The organism is Desertibaculum subflavum (assembly GCA_003576705.1).
Taxonomy (GTDB): domain Bacteria; phylum Pseudomonadota; class Alphaproteobacteria; order Ferrovibrionales; family Ferrovibrionaceae; genus Desertibaculum; species Desertibaculum subflavum.
Window position 1 is genome coordinate 17,901 of the sequence record QOZS01000012.1, and the last position, 16,999, is coordinate 34,899.

At 70.3% G+C, this 16,999-nt stretch carries 17 protein-coding genes; 14 read left to right on the forward strand and 3 right to left on the reverse strand.

The window, feature by feature from the left end; genetic code table 11:
* Positions 1 to 19: 19 nt before the first annotated feature.
* Positions 20 to 688 (forward strand): peroxiredoxin-like family protein, encoded by a 669-nt coding sequence (locus DT074_RS08080; RefSeq protein ID WP_119419327.1) that lies wholly within the window; start codon positions 20 to 22, stop codon positions 686 to 688.
* On the opposite strand, the gene DT074_RS08085 is transcribed toward DT074_RS08080, so the two are convergent.
* The gene (locus tag DT074_RS08085) at positions 680 to 1,573 is read right to left on the reverse strand and encodes a LysR family transcriptional regulator (RefSeq protein WP_119419328.1); all 894 of its coding nucleotides are present in this window, start codon (positions 1,571 to 1,573) and stop codon (positions 680 to 682) included. The genes DT074_RS08080 and DT074_RS08085 overlap by 9 nt on opposite strands.
* Positions 1,574 to 1,723: 150 nt before the next feature.
* Here DT074_RS08085 and DT074_RS08090 point away from each other — a divergent pair, with 150 nt between their 5' ends.
* The 6 genes from DT074_RS08090 to DT074_RS08115 all read left to right on the forward strand — a co-directional run bounded on the left by DT074_RS08090 (position 1,724) and on the right by DT074_RS08115 (position 6,940).
* Complete coding sequence (locus DT074_RS08090) at positions 1,724 to 1,954, forward strand: DUF1272 domain-containing protein (RefSeq protein WP_119419329.1); 231 nt, start codon at positions 1,724 to 1,726, stop codon at positions 1,952 to 1,954.
* A gap of 56 nt (positions 1,955 to 2,010) precedes the next feature.
* Positions 2,011 to 2,862, forward strand: a complete 852-nt coding sequence (gene dapF / locus DT074_RS08095; RefSeq protein ID WP_119419330.1) for a diaminopimelate epimerase — start codon at positions 2,011 to 2,013, stop codon at positions 2,860 to 2,862.
* Entirely contained in the window at positions 2,859 to 4,094 is a 1,236-nt protein-coding gene (mtaB, locus tag DT074_RS08100) for a tRNA (N(6)-L-threonylcarbamoyladenosine(37)-C(2))-methylthiotransferase MtaB (RefSeq protein ID WP_368744535.1), read from the forward strand. Before dapF ends, mtaB begins: the two co-directional genes overlap by 4 nt.
* On the forward strand, positions 4,091 to 5,017 hold the full coding sequence (gene ftsY, locus DT074_RS08105; protein WP_119419332.1) for a signal recognition particle-docking protein FtsY: 927 nt from the start codon (positions 4,091 to 4,093) through the stop codon (positions 5,015 to 5,017). Before mtaB ends, ftsY begins: the two co-directional genes overlap by 4 nt.
* A 454-nt stretch (positions 5,018 to 5,471) precedes the next feature.
* Positions 5,472 to 6,032 carry a septation protein A gene (locus DT074_RS08110; RefSeq protein WP_119419333.1) on the forward strand — a complete coding sequence of 187 codons (561 nt, stop codon included), beginning with the start codon at positions 5,472 to 5,474 and terminating at the stop codon, positions 6,030 to 6,032.
* A 17-nt stretch (positions 6,033 to 6,049) separates the two neighbouring features.
* On the forward strand, positions 6,050 to 6,940 hold the full coding sequence (locus DT074_RS08115; RefSeq protein ID WP_119419334.1) for a heme-dependent oxidative N-demethylase family protein: 891 nt from the start codon (positions 6,050 to 6,052) through the stop codon (positions 6,938 to 6,940).
* Here DT074_RS08115 and DT074_RS08120 read toward each other — a convergent pair.
* The gene (locus DT074_RS08120; RefSeq protein WP_119419335.1) at positions 6,934 to 7,467 is read right to left on the reverse strand and encodes an NUDIX hydrolase; all 534 of its coding nucleotides are present in this window, start codon (positions 7,465 to 7,467) and stop codon (positions 6,934 to 6,936) included. The genes DT074_RS08115 and DT074_RS08120 overlap by 7 nt on opposite strands.
* A gap of 57 nt (positions 7,468 to 7,524) precedes the next feature.
* Positions 7,525 to 8,742, reverse strand: a complete 1,218-nt coding sequence (locus DT074_RS08125; protein WP_119419336.1) for an SLC13 family permease — start codon at positions 8,740 to 8,742, stop codon at positions 7,525 to 7,527.
* 99 nt (positions 8,743 to 8,841) lie between these two features.
* Here DT074_RS08125 and DT074_RS08130 point away from each other — a divergent pair, with 99 nt between their 5' ends.
* The 7 genes from DT074_RS08130 (at position 8,842) to DT074_RS08160 (ending at position 16,997) form a co-directional block, all read left to right on the forward strand.
* Positions 8,842 to 9,255, forward strand: coding sequence for an HIT family protein (locus DT074_RS08130; protein ID WP_119419337.1), 414 nt, complete (start codon positions 8,842 to 8,844; stop codon positions 9,253 to 9,255).
* Between the two features lie 126 nt (positions 9,256 to 9,381).
* The gene (gene cofD / locus DT074_RS08135) at positions 9,382 to 10,341 is read left to right on the forward strand and encodes a 2-phospho-L-lactate transferase (protein WP_119419338.1); all 960 of its coding nucleotides are present in this window, start codon (positions 9,382 to 9,384) and stop codon (positions 10,339 to 10,341) included.
* A gap of 10 nt (positions 10,342 to 10,351) precedes the next feature.
* The gene (gene cofC, locus DT074_RS08140; RefSeq protein WP_162914723.1) at positions 10,352 to 10,972 is read left to right on the forward strand and encodes a 2-phospho-L-lactate guanylyltransferase; all 621 of its coding nucleotides are present in this window, start codon (positions 10,352 to 10,354) and stop codon (positions 10,970 to 10,972) included.
* Entirely contained in the window at positions 10,962 to 13,451 is a 2,490-nt protein-coding gene (gene cofH, locus DT074_RS08145; RefSeq protein ID WP_368744536.1) for a 5-amino-6-(D-ribitylamino)uracil--L-tyrosine 4-hydroxyphenyl transferase CofH, read from the forward strand. The genes cofC and cofH overlap by 11 nt, the downstream gene beginning before the upstream one ends.
* The gene (gene npdG / locus DT074_RS08150; protein WP_119419340.1) at positions 13,448 to 14,110 is read left to right on the forward strand and encodes an NADPH-dependent F420 reductase; all 663 of its coding nucleotides are present in this window, start codon (positions 13,448 to 13,450) and stop codon (positions 14,108 to 14,110) included. The genes cofH and npdG overlap by 4 nt, the downstream gene beginning before the upstream one ends.
* Entirely contained in the window at positions 14,103 to 14,846 is a 744-nt protein-coding gene (gene cofE / locus DT074_RS08155) for a coenzyme F420-0:L-glutamate ligase (protein ID WP_119419341.1), read from the forward strand. The genes npdG and cofE overlap by 8 nt, the downstream gene beginning before the upstream one ends.
* A 66-nt stretch (positions 14,847 to 14,912) precedes the next feature.
* Positions 14,913 to 16,997 carry a hydantoinase/oxoprolinase family protein gene (locus DT074_RS08160; protein ID WP_119419342.1) on the forward strand — a complete coding sequence of 695 codons (2,085 nt, stop codon included), beginning with the start codon at positions 14,913 to 14,915 and terminating at the stop codon, positions 16,995 to 16,997.
* Positions 16,998 to 16,999 lie beyond the last annotated feature (2 nt).

Sequence of the window (16,999 nt, forward strand, 5' to 3'; positions counted from 1 at the left end):
GCCGGCAACGGAGCGCAGCATGGGCCTTCGCGCTGAACTCGCTTCCGCCGCCGGCGCCGCGCGCCGGCAGCGCGAGCCCGGCCGCCAGGCCATGCTGGACCTGGCGCTGGCCCGCATCCGCGCCTCGGGCACGATGGAAGGCGCCCTGCAGGAAGGCGAGACGGCACCCGATTTCGAGCTGCCGGACGGCGAGGGCATGCGCTTCTCGCTGATGCGGGCGCTCGACGAGGGCCCGGCGGTGCTGATGTTCTATCGCGGCAGCTGGTGCCCCTATTGCCGCATCGCGCTGGAAGCCTATGACGCGGCGGCGTCCGAGTTCCGCCGGCGCGGCGCGGCGCTGGTGGCGATCTCGGGCGAGCATCCGGCCCTGCCCGAAGTGCGCGAGCGCCTCGCGCATCTCAAGCTGCGCCGTCTGTTCGATTTCGACCACCGCGTGGCGCGGCTGTTCGACCTGGTCTTCCCGATGCCGGACGAGCTGGTGGCCTTCTCGCGCGCCGCCGGCCTCGACACCGCCACCATCGGCAGCTCCGGCCGCTGGGAGCTGCCGCTGCCCGCCACCTATCTGATCGGCACCGACGGCATCGTCGACTATGCGCATGTGGAGGCCGATTTCACCCAGCGCGCCGAGCCGGAGGAAGTGCTGGCCCGGATCGACCGCTTGAGCCTCGGCCGGCCCGCCTCAGGCTGAGGCGCGCGGCGGGTCGAATTTGTGGCCGGCGACTTCCTTGACGAAGGCGGCGAGCGCCGGCGTGTGCGGCCGGCCGCGCACCGTCACCAGGTTGACGTTGCGCTCGATCGCCGGCTCGACCAGCGGGCGCACCACGAGGCCCGGCAGCGCCACCGAGAATTCCGGGAAGAAGCCGAAGCCGAGGCCGCCCAGCACCATCGCCTGCACCCAGTCGTCGCGGTCCGAGCGGTAGATGCGCGCGACCTTCACGCCGCGCGTCTCCAGGATCTTCCGCATATAGGGGCCGTATTCGCAGCCGGCGCGGGAGAGATAGGGCTGGCCGTCCAGGTCGCTCGCCTTGACGGCGTTCTGCCGCTCGAATGCGTGGCCCGGCGCGGTGATGATCATGAACCGCTCGGCGAAGAGCGGGCGGGCATGCAGCCGCTCGTCGATGCCTTCCGGCAGCGCGTAGATCGCCACGTCGAGATCGCCGTTGACCAGCTGGTCCTGCAGCACGCCGCCTTTGGCGTCCATCAGGTGCAGCTCGATGCCGGGATAGCGGCCGTGGAAGGCCTGCACGATGGGCACCAGCCGCATCGGCCCGATCGAGCACATGATGCCGAGGCGGAGCGGCGCGTCCTTCAGCTGGGCGAAGCCCTTGGCGCGCTGGCGGGCCTGCTCCTGCTGCTCCCAGACCTCCTGCAGGTGCGGCAGCATCAGGCGGCCGAGCTCGGTCAGGTTGGTCTGGTTGCGCTCGCGGTTGAACAACGGCCCGCCGAGCTCGTCCTCCAGCGTCTTGATGCCGCGCGTGAGCGCCGGCTGCGAGACGTTGCAGCGCTCGGCCGCGCGGGTGAAATTCAGCGTCTCGCAGACCGCGAGGAAATAGCGGACCTGGTGCATCTCCATGGCGGTTCGGCCCCCCTCGTCGCGGCCCGTGCCAACGGTTCCTGGCTCTAGCATGACTTCACCGTCCGGGGGTGCATGAAGTCGAGAACCGCGCGGCATCGTGACCGCACCGTCGGCTATATTGAGTTGCGACCAAGGGAGGAAGAGGACGTGCTGGAACTGCGCCCCAATTGCGAGACCTGCGACACCGACCTGCCGAACGGCGCCTCGGCCTATATCTGCACCTTCGAATGCACCTTCTGCGCGCCCTGCGCCGAAGGCACGCACAAGCGGACCTGTCCCAATTGCGGCGGCGACCTGCAGGCCCGGCCGACCCGGCCGGAACGGCTGCTCGGCAAGTACCCGGCCTCGACCAAGCGGGTGGTTAAAAAGGCCGGCTAGCGAGGGTTTGCCGGCGGGGTTTGTATGGCGACGCGGGCCGCCCTATAAGGCCCGCCATGCAGCTTCCGTTCATCAAGATGCACGGCCTGGGCAATGACTTCGTCATCCTGGACGCCCGCGAGAGGCCGGTCGCCCTGGACCGGGCGGCGATCCGCGCCGTCGCCGACCGGCGGACCGGAGTCGGCTTCGACCAGCTGATCACGCTGGAGCGGTCGGACAAGGCCGACATCTTCATGCGCATCCACAATGCCGATGGCGGCGAGGTGGCGGCCTGCGGCAACGCCAGCCGCTGCGTCGCCGAGCTGGTGATGCGCGAGCGCGGGCGGCGCGGCCGCGTCGTCATCGAGACCTTGGCCGGCCTGCTGGAAAGCCGCGATGCCGAAGCCGGCATGATCGCGGTCGACATGGGCGAGGCCAAGCTCGGCTGGCGCGACATCCCGCTGGCCAGGGAGGCCGATACCCTGCATGTCGATGTTGCGGTCGGCCCCGCTTCGGCACCCGTCCTGGCCGATCCCTGCTGCGTCAGCATGGGCAACCCGCATGCGGTGTTCTTCGTGGCCGATGCCGAGGCCGTGCCGCTCGCGACCGTCGGCCCCATGCTGGAGCACCATCCGATCTTTCCCGAGCGGGCCAATATCTCCGTCGCCCAGGTAATCGACCGTGGCCATGTGCGCTTGCGCGTGTGGGAGCGCGGCGCCGGCATCACCTCCGCCTGCGGCACCGCCGCCTGCGCGACGGGCGTCGCCGGCTTCCGCCGCGGGCTGACCGACCGCAAGGTCGAGATCCGGCTGGATGGCGGCGTGCTGGCGATCGAATGGCGCGAGGACGGCCATGTGATCATGACCGGCCCGATCGCCGAGAGCTTCCGCGGCGTGCTGAGCCCGAGCCTGATCGAGGCTGCGGCATGAGCCGGGTCGAGGTCGTCACCTTCGGCTGCCGGCTCAACGCCTTCGAGTCGGAGATCGTGCGCCGCAACGCCGAGGGCGCGGCGCCGGGCGAGGTGGTGGTGGTCAATACCTGCGCGGTGACCACCGAGGCCGAGCGGCAGGCGCGCCAGACCATCCGCCGCCTTAGGCGCGAGCGCCCGGGCGCGCGGATCATCGTCACCGGCTGCGCCGCGCAGATCGCGCCCGATCGTTACGCCGCCATGCCGGAGGTCGACCGCGTGCTCGGCAATGCCGAGAAGCTGGATCCGAGGAGCTATGCCGAGGCCGGCCCGCGCGCCCTGGTCGGCGACATCATGCAGGTGCGCGAGACGGCGCCGCACCTGGTCGACGGCTTCGAGGGCCGGGTGCGCGCCTTCCTGGAGGTGCAGACCGGCTGCGACCACCGCTGCACCTTCTGCATCATCCCCTATGGCCGCGGCAATTCGCGCTCCGTCCCGCTCGGCGGCGTGGTGGATCAGGCCCGTAGGCTGGTCCAGGCCGGCTATCGCGAGATCGTGCTGACCGGCGTGGACCTCACCTCGTTCGGCGCCGACCTGCCGGGCCGGCCCTCGCTCGGCCAGCTGACCCGCCGCCTGCTCGCCGCCGTGCCGGAGATCGAGCGGCTGCGCCTCTCCTCGATCGACGTCGCCGAGATCGATGCGGACCTGCTGGACCTGATCGCCGGCGAGAAGCGGCTGATGCCGCACCTGCACCTGTCGCTGCAGGCCGGCGACGATATGGTGCTGAAGCGCATGAAGCGCCGCCACACTCCAGACCAGGCGGTGGCGTTCTGCGAGCGGGTGCGCGCCGCCCGGCCGGATGTGGTGTTCGGCGCCGACCTGATCGCCGGCTTCCCGACCGAGGGCGAGGCGATGTTCGCCCGCACCTTGGAGCACGTCGAGGCCTGCGGCCTGACCTGGCTGCATGTCTTCCCCTATTCGCCCCGGCCCGGCACGCCGGCCGCCCGCATGCCGCAGGTGCCGTCGGCCGTGCGCAAGGAACGCGCGGCGCGTCTGCGTGCCGCCGGCGCCGCGCGGATCGCGGAATGGAGCGCGGCGCAGGTCGGCCGCCCGGCCCGCGTGCTGGTCGAGGACCGCGACGGCGGGCGGAGCGAGCACTACGCGCCGGTGCGACTCGCGCAAGCCGCGCCGGTCGGCAGCATCGTCGAGGCGACGGTGACGGCGGTCGCGCCGACCCATCTGCTCGCGGCATGACCGAGAAGAAGGGCTGGTTCGCGCGGCTCAAGGACGGGCTGAAGCGCACCTCGCAGTCGATCTCGGACGGGATCGTCGGCATCTTCACCAAGAAGCCGCTGGACCAGGAAACGCTGGACGAGCTGGAGGAGCTGCTGATCGCCGCCGATCTCGGCGTCGGCCCGGCCGGCCGCGTGGTCGATACCCTGAAGAAGACCCGGTTCGGCAAGGAGGTCTCGCCGGAAGAGGTGCGCGAGGCCCTGGCCGAGGAAATTGCCGGCCTGCTCGCGCCCGTCGCGGTGCCGCTGGCGATCGAGCCGGCGCACCGGCCGCATGTCATCCTGGTCGTGGGCGTCAACGGCAGCGGCAAGACCACCACCATCGGCAAGCTCGCCAAGAGCTGGGCCGACCAGGGCAAGACCGTCGTGATCGCCGCCTGCGACACCTTCCGCGCCGCCGCGATCGATCAATTGAAGGTGTGGGGCGCCCGCGCCGGGGTCGAGGTGATGTCGCGCGAATCGGGCGCCGACTCCGCCGGCCTCGCTTTCGACGCATTGAAATCGGCGCGCGAGCGCAATGCCGACGTGCTGCTGATCGACACCGCCGGCCGGCTGCAGAACAAGAAGGACCTGATGGCAGAGCTCGACAAGATCCGCCGCGTCATCGCCAAGCAGGACCCGACCTCGCCGCACTCGACCCTGCTCGTGCTGGACGCGACGACGGGACAGAACGCGCTGCGCCAGGTCGAGGTTTTTCGCGATGTGGCGCGGGTTTCCGGCCTCATCATGACCAAGCTCGACGGCACCGCGCGCGGCGGAATCCTGGTCGCGCTGGCCGACAAGTTCGCGCTGCCGGTGCATGCGATCGGCGTCGGCGAGCAGGCCGAAGACCTGCAATCCTTCGATCCGAAAGCCTTCGCGCGCGCGCTTGTCGGCACGTCCTGATTTAGCGCCCGACTCACTGCGCCCTACGAGGTGTTGTAAAAACGACAACATGTGGTGCGATCGCGGACGCCTCGCTAGATATTTTGTGTTTACCACTTGACAACACAAACCTTGCATCAGACGTTGGTGGCACGACCGATTCACAACGAGTTGGTCGCGACCAAGGAGGGCGGTATGCGTGACTCTCAAACGCCGATCGCTCTTCTCTACTCAGCTGAAGGAGTGCCAACTAATGGCTAAGGCAACCACGAAGAAGGCCGCGGCGAAGAAGAAGCCGGCGGCGAAGAAGCCCGCCGCGAAGAAGAAGACGGCCAAGAAGAAGTAGTCTTTTGTGACTCCGGCCGCTCTGCGCTAGCGGAGCGGTTGTTCTGATCGCGCCGGTCGGGCTTCCGACCGGCGCTTCATATTTGGGGTGCTTGCGTAAGCCGGATTAGCCGGCATAACTCATCCCCGCATGACACGTCGCCCCCCGCACCCGCTGGTCAAGCTCGCGATCGAGACGGGTCCCCTTCTCGTCTTCTTCGTCACCAATGCCAGGTTCGGCATCTTCGCCGCGACCGGCGCCTTCATGGTCGCGATCGTAGCGGCGCTCGCCGCGTCCTATGCGATCGAGCGCAAGCTGCCGACCCTGCCGCTGGTCACCGCCTTCTTCGTGCTGGTGTTCGGCGGGCTGACCCTGATGCTGCAGGACGAGCTGTTCATCAAGCTGAAGCCGACCATCGTGAACACGCTGTTCGCCGCCATCCTGGCCGGCGGCATGCTGTTCGACCGGCCGCTGCTGAAGCCGCTGATGGGCGCGGTGCTGCCGCTCGACGACCAGGGCTGGCGCATCCTGACCTGGCGCTGGGCCGGCTTCTTCCTGCTGCTCGCGGTTCTGAACGAGGTGGTCTGGCGCACGCAGACGACCGACACCTGGGTCAGCTTCAAGGTGTTCGGCGTGATGCCGCTCACCATCGTGTTCATGCTCGCCCAGGTGCCGCTGCTGCGGCGCCACGGCAGCGACGCCGACGCCTGAAGCGCGGGCCGGCGGGCTTGCTCTATCCCTTCCTCGACCCGCCCTATCGCATGACGATGGGGCTGATGCCGCTCGATCCGGCGGCATGGATTCTGGTCGACGACGACCTCGCCGCAGATCTGGCGGAGAAGCGGCGCCTGCTGGCGGAACGGCATGCCGAGGTCTTCGCCGCGACTCCCGGCGCCGAGCCGGGATCGCGCGAGGTGCTGCACCGGCTCGCCCGTCATCTCGCGCTGCACCACCCGGCGCTCTACCGCCTCGACGGCGACAAGCTGCGCCGCCTGACCGACGGCGCGGCCTTCGATCCGGCGGACGCGTCCCTGCATCCGCTCGATCTCGCCGGCCGGCTGGTGCAGGAGGATCTCTGCCTGATGCGGCCGGAGGGCGAGAGCTGGGTGCTCGCCGCCGCCTCGCTCTGCTTCCCGACGCGCTGGCGGCTCGCCGACAAGATCGGCCGGCCGCTGGCCCCGATTCACGCGCCGGTGCCGGGCTTCGCCGCGACCCTGGGAAAGCCGGTCGAGCGATTCTTCGACCGGCTCGGCGCCGGCCGCGGCGTGTGGCGCGCCAATTGGGGCTTGATCGACGATCCGGCGCTGTTCCAGCCAAGCGGGCATTTCCGCACCGATCCGGCGGCCGGCATCAGCGCGGAGAATGTGGCGGACAAGCTGTGGCTGCGCGTCGAGCGGCAGACCCTGCTGCGCCTGCCGGAAAGCGGCGACATCCTGTTCACCATCCGCATCCTGCGCGAGCCGCTGGCCAAGACGGCTTCGGACCCGGCCCGCGCGCGCCGCCTGGCAGAATTGCTGCGCACGATGGCGCCGGAGCTCAAGGCCTATAAGTCGATCACGCCGTTCGAGCCGGCTCTGCTCGCCTATCTAGATCGGCAGGCCCTGGACCAGGCTCAGTAATTGCCGGTCTGGCCGTGGGGGTTGGTGCGCGGAGCGAAGATCGCGTGCCCGTCGACCTCGCGGTGGTGGTTCAGCGCCCAGATCACCGAGGGGAAGGCGAGCTCCTTCCAGGGAATGTCGGCCCAGTCGAACAGGGCCGCCTCGAGCGATTCCTCGCCGGCGCCGAATTCCGGCGCGCGCAGCGTCGCCCGATAGATCAGCTGGACCTGGCTGATGCGCGGCACGTTGTAGACGCCGAGCAGGCCTTCCAGCTCGATCTCGGCGCAGGCCTCCTCCAGCGCCTCGCGCCGGGCGCCGGCCTCGGTCGTCTCGTGCTCCTCGAGGTAGCCGGCCGGGATGGTCCAGTAGCCGCGCCTGGGCTCGATGGCGCGGCGGCAGAGCAGGAAGCGGCCTTCCCAGGTCACCACCGCGCCGACCACGATCTTCGGATTGACGTAGTTGATGAAGCCGCAATCGCCGCAGACCAGGCGCTCGCGGTTGTCGCCGTCGGGGATCTGGCGGGTGAAGGCGTGGCGGTCGGGCAGCATGACGGGGCCGAATCTGGCGCGGGCAGGCGGCCGAGTCCAGTTGCGCCGAAGCGCCGGCTAGAGGATCAGCGGCATCACCGTCACGCCCCAGAGGGCGAGGATGGCCGCCACCAGCAGGTCCAGGACGAAGCCGAGCAAGATCAGGCGGCCATAGCGGATGCCGCGCACCTCGCCCACGACCAGCGCATTTGCGGGCGTCGCCATCGGCGTCATGTAGCCGGCCGTGGAGGCGACGCTGACCAGGATGAGGAAGGCGATCGGCGACAGGCCCAGCACCGGCGCGACCGCCTGGGCGACCGGGAAGAAGGTGAAGGCGACGACCGTATTGCTGGCGATCTCGGTGGTCAGGATGACGAGAAGCAGGATGACGAACAGGAGCAGGAAGCCGGACATGCCGGCCTCGCTCAGCGAAGCCGCGAGATCGGCCGCGTGCCGGTCGATGGCGAAGAACTTGACCAGGGCGAAGGAGGCGCCTGCGGTGACGCCGATCAGCAGGAAGCCGCGCCAGGGAAAGCCGGCCCGCATATCGGCGGCGCGGAGCAGCGGGCCGCCGTCGCTGCCGCCATTGCGAAACAGCCGCAGCATCAGCCAGGCGCCGAACAGCAGCGCGCCGACGACCATGGGCCATTCGGCGCGTTCCCCGAACAGGCCCTGCGCCACGCTGGCGGCGAGCCAGTAGCACAGGAACATCCCGGTCAGCCGCCAGACCGCCCGCGTGTTGGCCGAGGCGCCTTGGTCGCGCAGGACTTCGCTGTTCGGCGCCGCATGGGTCAGGGCACCCGCGAAGCCCACGCGCAGCAGCGCCCAGACGGCGAGCGCCAGCAGCAGCGACATCGGCAACCCAAAGGCGAGCCAGGTGAGATAGGTCACCGCCTCCCGCCCCGGCACTGCGGCCCCCTGCAGGTAACCGACCAGGATGGCGTTCGAGGGACTGCCGACTAGCGACCCCTTGCCACCGACATTGGCCGCCCACATGCAGGCAGCGGCGAAGGCGGTGGTGACGCTGCGATGCGCCGCGCCGTCCAGGCGGAAGCCCTTGACCAGCCGGGCGATGAAGGGCGTCGCCGCCATCGCGGCGACGAAATTCGGGATCACCAGCGACAGCCCCGCTACCGCGAAGGTGTAGCCGAACAGCACGTGCCCGGCGGATGGCCCCGCCAGCCGCGCCAGCCGCGCGATGGCGAGCCGGCTGGCATCGGTCACCATCCAGGCGCGCGCCAGCAGCAGGGCCGTGGCGAACAGCACGGCGAGCGGAATCGAGCCTGCAATGTCCATGCTGATAGTGGGCGGGAAAGGCGTGAGCGATCGGGGGTGCGGCAGAGACCGGATGCCGTCTTATACTGCGCCGGGGAACGGGAACAGGGGGTAGGGGCCATGACACCCACGGTGTTCACGCGCATCATCGCCGGCGAGATCCCGTGCGCGAAGGTGTATGAGGACGAACTGACCTTCGCTTTCATGGATGCCGGCCAGGTCAATCCTGGCCATGTCATCGTCGCGACGCGGCAGCCGTTCGAAACCATCCTTGATCTGGACGATGCCGCCGCCGGCGCCTTGTTCCGGACCGCGGCACGCGTCGCCCGCGCCGTGCAGGCGGCGTTCAGCCCGGCCGGGATCACGGTGCTGCAGGCGAACAAGCCGGCCGGATGGCAGACCGTGCCGCATGTGCATCTGCATGTGCTGCCGCGTCACGACGACGACGGGGTCACGCTCAACTGGCCGCGCCGGAACCCCCCGCTGGACGAATTGCGGGGGCTCGCCGCGCAGATCAAGGTCGAGGTGAGCTGAGCGCCGTGTCCCGCGCAGCCGAGGGATGTGCCGGCGACAACGGTCTGCGGGTGCATTAACCCTTTATCACAGCTAGACTTCCGCCACTTCGCGATAGTTCTTTCGTCAGCCGAGCGAGTTTCGTCCGTGGCCCGCGATCAGATCGTTGCACTTGCCGGCGGGGTCGGCGGCGCCAAGCTCGCGCTGGGCCTTGCCGCGATCCTCGGCGAGCGGCTGAGCATCGTGGTGAACACGGCCGATGATTTCGAGCATCTCGGCCTGCACGTCTCGCCCGATCTCGACACCGTCATGTACACCCTGGCCGGTCTGGCCAACCCGGAGACCGGCTGGGGCCGCGCCGGCGAGAGCTGGAATTTCATGGCGGCGCTGAGCCAGCTCGGCGGCGAGAGCTGGTTCAACCTGGGCGACCGCGATCTCGCCACCCATGTCGAGCGGACGCGCCGGCTGCGGGCCGGCGAGACCCTCGCCGCGGTCACCGCCGATCTCTGCCGCCGCCTGGGCATCGCATCGCAGGTGCTGCCGATGTCGAACGATGCGGTGCGCACGGTGGTCGCCACCGCGGAAGAGGGCGAGCTCGATTTCCAGCACTGGTTCGTGCGACGGCGCTGCGAGCCCGCCGTCACGGTCATCCGCTTCGCCGGGATCGAAGGCGCCGCCGCCCTGCCCGAGGCGCTGGCCCTGCTGGCAGGCGAGGCCGTGCGCGGCCTGGTGATCTGCCCGTCCAACCCTTTCGTCAGCGTGGCGCCGATCCTGGCCGTGCCAGGCCTGAGGGCGTCGATCGAGCGGCTGCGCGTCCCGCGCGTCGCCGTCACGCCGATCGTCGGCGGCCAGGCGATCAAGGGCCCGGCGGCGAAGATGCTGGCCGAGCTCGGCCATCCGGTTTCCGCGGCAGGCGTGGCCGCCTGCTACCGGGGGCTGATCGACGGCTTCGTGCTCGACCAGGCCGACAGGAGCGCCAAGGGCGAGATCGAGGGGCTGGGCATGCGGGTCCTGGTCGCCGACACCATGATGCGGACCCATGCCGACAAGCGGCGGCTGGCCGGGGAGGTCCTTGATTTCGTGGACAAGCTGGCGGCGGCGGGGTGAAATCGCCCCCATGCTGATGGCCGTGATCCCCGCCAAGTCGCTCGACCGCGCCAAGCAACGCCTGGCGCCGGCCGTGCCCGATGCGGCGCGACGCGACCTGGTGCGCCGCATGCTGGTGCAGGGCCTGCAGGCGCTGGCCGGCGCCGGCATCGCGGCGCGCGCGGTGGCGACGCGCGATCCGGCGCTCGCCGATCTCGCCCGGGCCCAGGGCGCCGCCGCCTTCGACCCCGGCATGGAAGGCGATCTCAATGCCGCCGCTGCCGGCATCGCGGCGCATGCCCGCCGGCAGGGCGCCACCTCGCTGCTGCTGCTGGCCGGCGATCTGCCCTGGCTCGGCGCGGACGACGTGGTCGCCCTGATCGACGCGGCGGCGCATGCGCCGGTCGTCATCGCCGAGGCCAAGGACGGCGGCACCAACGCGCTGCTGCTGACGCCGCCGGACGCCATCCCCTTCGCCTTCGCCACGGCGGCGCCGAGTGCGGCACGCCATGCCGAGCTCGCCCGCAGCCTCGGCCTCACGCCAACCATTGTTCGCCGCATCGGCCTGGCCCGCGACATCGACCTGCCGGCCGATCTCGCCGCGCTGCGCGCCGAGCACGCGGCCTATCGGGACCTTGCCCTTGTCGCCTGACCTGCACGAGCTTCTCGCCGCCGCGCGCGGCGGCCGGCTGCCGGACGATGCCGCCGCGCGGCGCCTCGCTCTGGCCGAAGACCTCGACGCGCTGATGCAGACGGCACAGGCGATCCGCGATGCCGCCTTCGGCGACGTCGTCACCTTCTCGAAGAAGGTGTTCATTCCGCTGACCCATCTCTGCCGCGACACCTGCGGCTATTGCACCTTCGCGCATCCGCCGCGGCGCGGCGAGGCGGCCTATCTGACGCCGGACCAGGTGCTGGCCATCGCCGGGGCCGGCCAGGCGGCCGGCTGCGCCGAGGCGCTGTTCACGCTCGGCGACAAGCCGGAGCTGAAATGGCGCAATGCCGCCGAGGCGCTGGCCGAGCTCGGCCATCCGACGACGCTGCATTACCTCGCCGCCATGGCGAAGCTGGTGGCGGACGAGACCGGCCTGCTGCCGCATCTCAATCCCGGCCTGATGAGCGCGACCGACCTCGCCATGCTGCGCCCCGTTGCCGCCTCCATGGGCATCATGCTGGAGACCACGGCAGAGCGCCTCTCGGAGCGTGGCGGCCCGCATTTCGGCGCGCCGGACAAGCTGCCGGCCGCACGGCTGGCGACCATCGCCGCGGCCGGCGAGGCGCGCGTGCCGTTCACCAGCGGCATCCTGATCGGCATCGGCGAGACGCGGGCCGAGCGGATCGAGGCGCTGCTGGCGCTGCGCGACCTCAACCGCGCGCATGGTCATCTGCAGGAAGTCATCATCCAGAACTTCCGCGCCAAGCCGGACACGCGGATGGCGAACGCGCCGGAGCCGGATACCGACGACCTGCTCTGGACCATCGCAATCGCCCGCATCGTGTTCGGCGGCAGCCTCACGGTGCAGGCGCCGCCCAACCTGCAGGAGCCGGGCTATGGCCGGCTGATCGATGCCGGCATCGACGATTGGGGCGGCGTGTCGCCGGTGACGCCGGACCATGTGAACCCGGAGCGGCCCTGGCCGCATCTCGACGCCCTCGCGGCCGAGACGGCGAAGCATGGGAAAGTGCTGACCGAGCGCATGGCTGTGCACCGCGCCTATGCGCTGGATGCCGAACGCTGGGTCGATGCGTCGTTGCGCCCGCGCGTGCTGGCGATGAGCGACGCCGACGGCCTGCGCCGGGTCGAGGCCTGGCGGCCCGGGCTCAACCTGCCGCTGCCCGCGGCCGATCTGGCCCTGTTGGCCGCGCCGGCTTCGCGGCGGAGCGACAGTCTAGCGCCGCTGCTCGACCGCGCCGCCGCCGGCAAGGAACTCGGCGAGGCGGAGATCGTGCAGCTCTTCGCCGCCCGCGGCCCGGCCTTCGCTGACGTGTGCCGCGCCGCCGACGCGGTGCGCCGCGAGGCGGCGGGCGACAGCGTCTCCTACGCCGTCGTGCGCAACATCAACTACACCAACATCTGCTATTTCCGCTGCGGCTTCTGCGCCTTCTCCAAGGGCAAGCTGGCCGCCAACCTGCGCGGCGAGCCCTACGATCTCGGCATCGACGAGATCGCCCGCCGCGCCCGCGAGGCCTGGGAGCGCGGCGCCACCGAAGTCTGCATGCAGGGCGGCATCCACCCCGATTATACCGGCCGGCATTACCTCGACATCGCGCGCGCGGTGCGGCAGGCGGTGCCGGGCATGCATGTGCATGCCTTCTCGCCGCTGGAGATCTGGCACGGCGCCACGACGCTGAAGCTTTCCGTCGAGGACTATCTTATCGCGCTGAAGGAAGCCGGGCTCGGCAGCCTGCCCGGCACCGCGGCCGAGGTGCTGGACGACGAGGTGCGCGACATCCTCTGTCCCGACAAGGTGTCGACGCAGCAATGGCTCGACATCATGCGCGCCGCGCACAGGGCGGGCATCCGCTCCACCGCCACCATCATGTACGGCCATGTCGACCGGCCGGTGCACTGGGCGCGGCACCTGCTGCGCCTGCGCCACCTGCAGATGGAGACGGGCGGCTTCACCGAGCTGGTGCCGCTGCCCTTCGTCGCCGGCGAGGCGCCGATCGCGCTGAAGGGCCGGTCGCGCATGGGGCCGAGCTTCCGCGAGGCGGTGCTGATGCATGCCGTCGGCCGGCTCGCGCTCAACCCGCTGTTCAAGAACGTGCAGACCTCGTGGGTGAAGATGGGCGCCGATGGCGCGCGCATCTGCCTCGAAGCCGGCGCCAACGACATGGGCGGCACCTTGATGAACGAGAGCATCACCCGCGCCGCCGGCGCCGAGCATGGCGAGGAGCTGCCGCCCGCCGCCATGGAGGCGCTGATCCGAGGGCTCGGCCGCGCGCCGCGCATCCGCACCACGCTCTACGGCGATGCCGGCAACGAACGCCGCGTCGCCGCCTTCGACGCTCAGCCGCTGATGCCGATCAAGCTCGAAGTCGCCGCCCGCTTCACCGGCGAGCTGACCGAGAGCGACAAGAAGCGCGCACTGCCCCGTCCTCGCACCCCGGTAACGCACGCAACGCCATGACCGATCCGAAACCCGTCATCGCCGTTCTCGGCGGCACCGGCCATGAAGGCGGCGGCCTCGCCCGCCGCTGGGCCCGCGCCGGCTATCCCGTCTTCCTCGGCTCCCGCGACGGCGCCAAGGCCGCCGCCAAGGCGGCCGAGCTGCCGGGTGGCAAAGCCCGCGGCGGCGACAATCTCGCCGCGGCGCAGGCGGGCGAGATCGTCGTGCTGACGGTGCCGTGGTCGGCGCAGCTTGCGACCTTGAAATCGGTCGCGCCGGCGCTGGAAGGCAAGATCCTGGTCGACGTGACGGTGCCGCTGGTGCCGCCCAAGGTGTCGCGCGTGCAGTTGCCGGCCGAAGACTCGGCCGTGGTCGCGGCGCAGAACCTGCTCGGCCCCGGCGTCAAGGTCGTGTCGGCCTTCCAGAACGTCTCCGCCCATGTGCTGCTCGACGACGACGCCACGGTCGATTGCGACGTGCTGGTCTGCGGCGACGACGAGGCGGCGCGCGAGGCGGTCGTCCAGCTCGCCCGCGCCGGCGGCATGCGGGCCTATCAGGCCGGGCCGCTCGCCAATTCGGTGGCGGCCGAGGCGCTGACCTCGATCCTGATCTTCCTCAACCGCCGCTACAAGGTGCCGGGCTCCGGCATCCGGCTGACCGGGCTGCCCGACAATTCCTGACCGCGTCGAACTGATCGCCGTTCCCGGCCTGCCGCGCATCCGGCCGGGTGACGACCTCGCGGCGCTGATCGCGCCCGTGGGCCTGCGCGATCACGACGTGGTCGTGCTGGCGCAAAAGATCGTCTCCAAGTCGGAAGGACGGCTCGTCTCGCTCGCCAGCGTGACGCCATCGCCGCGCGCGGTAGAGCTGGGCGCAACGGTGCTGAAGGACCCGCGCCTCGTCGAGCTAGTCCTGCGGGAATCGAAAGAGGTGCTGCGCGCGGTGCCGAACGTGCTGATCGTCGAGCACCGGCTCGGCTTCGTCATGGCCAATGCCGGCATCGACCATTCCAACGTGGATGGCGGCGAGGACGACGTGCTGCTGCTGCCGGCCGATCCGGACGGCTCCGCCCGCCGCCTGCGCGAGCGGTTCAAAGAGATTGCCGGCGTCGAGGTCGGAATCGTCATCAACGATTCCTGGGGCCGGGCCTGGCGCATGGGCACGACCGGCGCGGCGATCGGCGTCGCCGGCCTTCCCGCCCTGGTCGACATGCGCGGCCTGCCCGATCTCAACGGCCGCATCCTGCGGGTGACCGAGGTGGCCCATGCCGACGAGATCGCCGCCGCCGCCTCGCTGCTGATGGGCCAGTCGAGCGAAGGACAACCGGTGGTGATCGTTCGCGGCTTCGGACCGCCGGCACGTGACGGCAACGGCCAGGAATTGGTGCGGTCCCGAAAGATGGACCTGTTCCGCTAAGGCACGCCGATTTGGCATGATGGCTGCTTGCCTGCAGCCCGGATCTCGACGGAGCGCTTCTCACACATGAACAGTACGGCGGACAAGGCCCGGCTGGCGGTCGATATCGGCGGCACCTTCACCGATCTGGCGCTGGAGCTGGGACCCCAGCGGTTCAGCGCCAAGGTGCTGACGACCTCGCGCGCGCCGGAGGAAGGCGTGCTCACCGGCATCGACCTGGTGATGCGGCAGGCCGGGCTGAAGCCGGCCGATCTCGCCCTGATCATCCACGGCACCACGCTCGCCACCAACGCCATCATCGAACGCAAGGGCGCCAGGACCGCCCTGATCGTCACCGAGGGGTTCCGCGATTCGATCGAGATGGCGTTCGAGAACCGGTTCGAGCAATACGACATCTTCATGGACAAGCCGCCGCCGCTGGTGCCGCGCGACCTGCGCTTCGGCGTGCGCGAGCGGCTGGACGGCCGCGGCAATGTGCTGATCCCGCTCGACGAGAGCGCGGTGACGGCGCTGGCGCCGAAGCTGAAGGCGGCCGGCATCGAGGCGGTCGCGGTCGGCTACATGCACGCCTATCTCGACGGCAAGCATGAGCGGCGCACGCGCGACATTCTGGCGAAGCACATGCCCGGCATCGCCATCACGCTGTCGAGCGAGGTGTCGCCGGAGATCCGCGAATACGAGCGCTGGTCGACCGCGGTCGCCAATGCCTATGTGCAGCCGGTGATGGACAGCTATCTCGGCCGGCTCGGCGAGCAGCTGAAGCAGCGCGGCTTCGCCTGCCCGCTGTTCCTGATCACCTCCGGCGGCGGCTTGACCACGCTCGACACCGCGCGGAAATTCCCGATCCGCCTGGTCGAGAGCGGCCCCGCCGGCGGCGCCATCCTGGCCGCCGGCCTGGCCCGGCAATGCGGCATCGACAAGGTGCTGTCCTTCGACATGGGCGGCACCACGGCGAAGATCTGTCTGATCGACGACGGCGAGCCGCAGCATTCCCGTACCTTCGAGGTGGCGCGGCAATACCGCTTCCTGAAGGGCTCCGGCCTGCCGCTGCGCATCCCGGTGATCGAGATGGTGGAGATCGGCGCCGGCGGCGGGTCGATCGCCAGCGTCGACAGCATGGCGCGCATCCATGTCGGGCCGGAAAGCGCCGGTTCCGAGCCGGGGCCCGCCTGCTACGGCCGCGGCGGCGCGGAGCCGACGGTGACCGACGCCAATGTGGTGCTCGGCCGCCTCGACCCGGACTATTTCGCCGGCGGCAGCATCAAGCTCGCCGCCGACAAGGCGGTGGCGGCCGTAGCGAAGAGCGTCGGCGAGCCGCTCAAGCTCGATCGCCTGGAAGGCGCCTTCGGCATCAGCGAGATCGTCGAGGAGAACATGGCCAACGCCGCCCGCGTGCATGCGGTGGAGCGCGGCAAGGAGCTGCAGGACCGCACGCTGATCGCCTTCGGCGGCGGGGCGCCGATCCATGCGGCGCGGTTGGCCGAGAAGCTCGGCATCCGCCGGGTGCTGATCCCCTCCGGCGCCGGGGTCGGTTCCGCCGTCGGCTTCCTGATGGCGCCGGTCGCCTACGAGGTGGCGCGCAGCCGCTATGTCCAGCTCGATGAAAATTTCGACGCCGCCGCGGTCAACGCGCTGTTCGCCGAGATGCGGGCGGAGGCGGAAGCGGTCGTGCATGCCGGCGCCCCAGGCGCCGCGCTGGTCGAGACCCGCACCGCCGACATGCGCTATCGCGGCCAAGGCCACGAGATCACCGTCACCTTGCCGGCCGGTGCCTTCGATGCGCGCTCGCGGGAAGGACTGAACCGAGCCTTCGAGGCAGCCTACGCGGCGACCTTCGGCCGGGTGATCCCGGGGCTGCAGGCCGAGATCATGAACTGGACGCTCCGCCTCGCCGCCGCCCAGGCGCCGCTGCCGCCCTGCCCGCCGCAGCCGGCGGACCAGCCGGTCAAGCCGACTGCCGCGCGCAGCCTGTTCGATCCGGGCGAGATGACGCTCGGCAATGTGCCGGTCTACCGCCGGCCGGATCTTGCGCCGGGCACCGCGCTCGCCGGGCCGGCCGTGATCGTCGAGGACGAGACCACCACCATCGTGCCCCGCAGCTTCACCGCGCGGATCAACCCGCTCGGCTGTATCATGCTGGAGAAGGAGTGAGC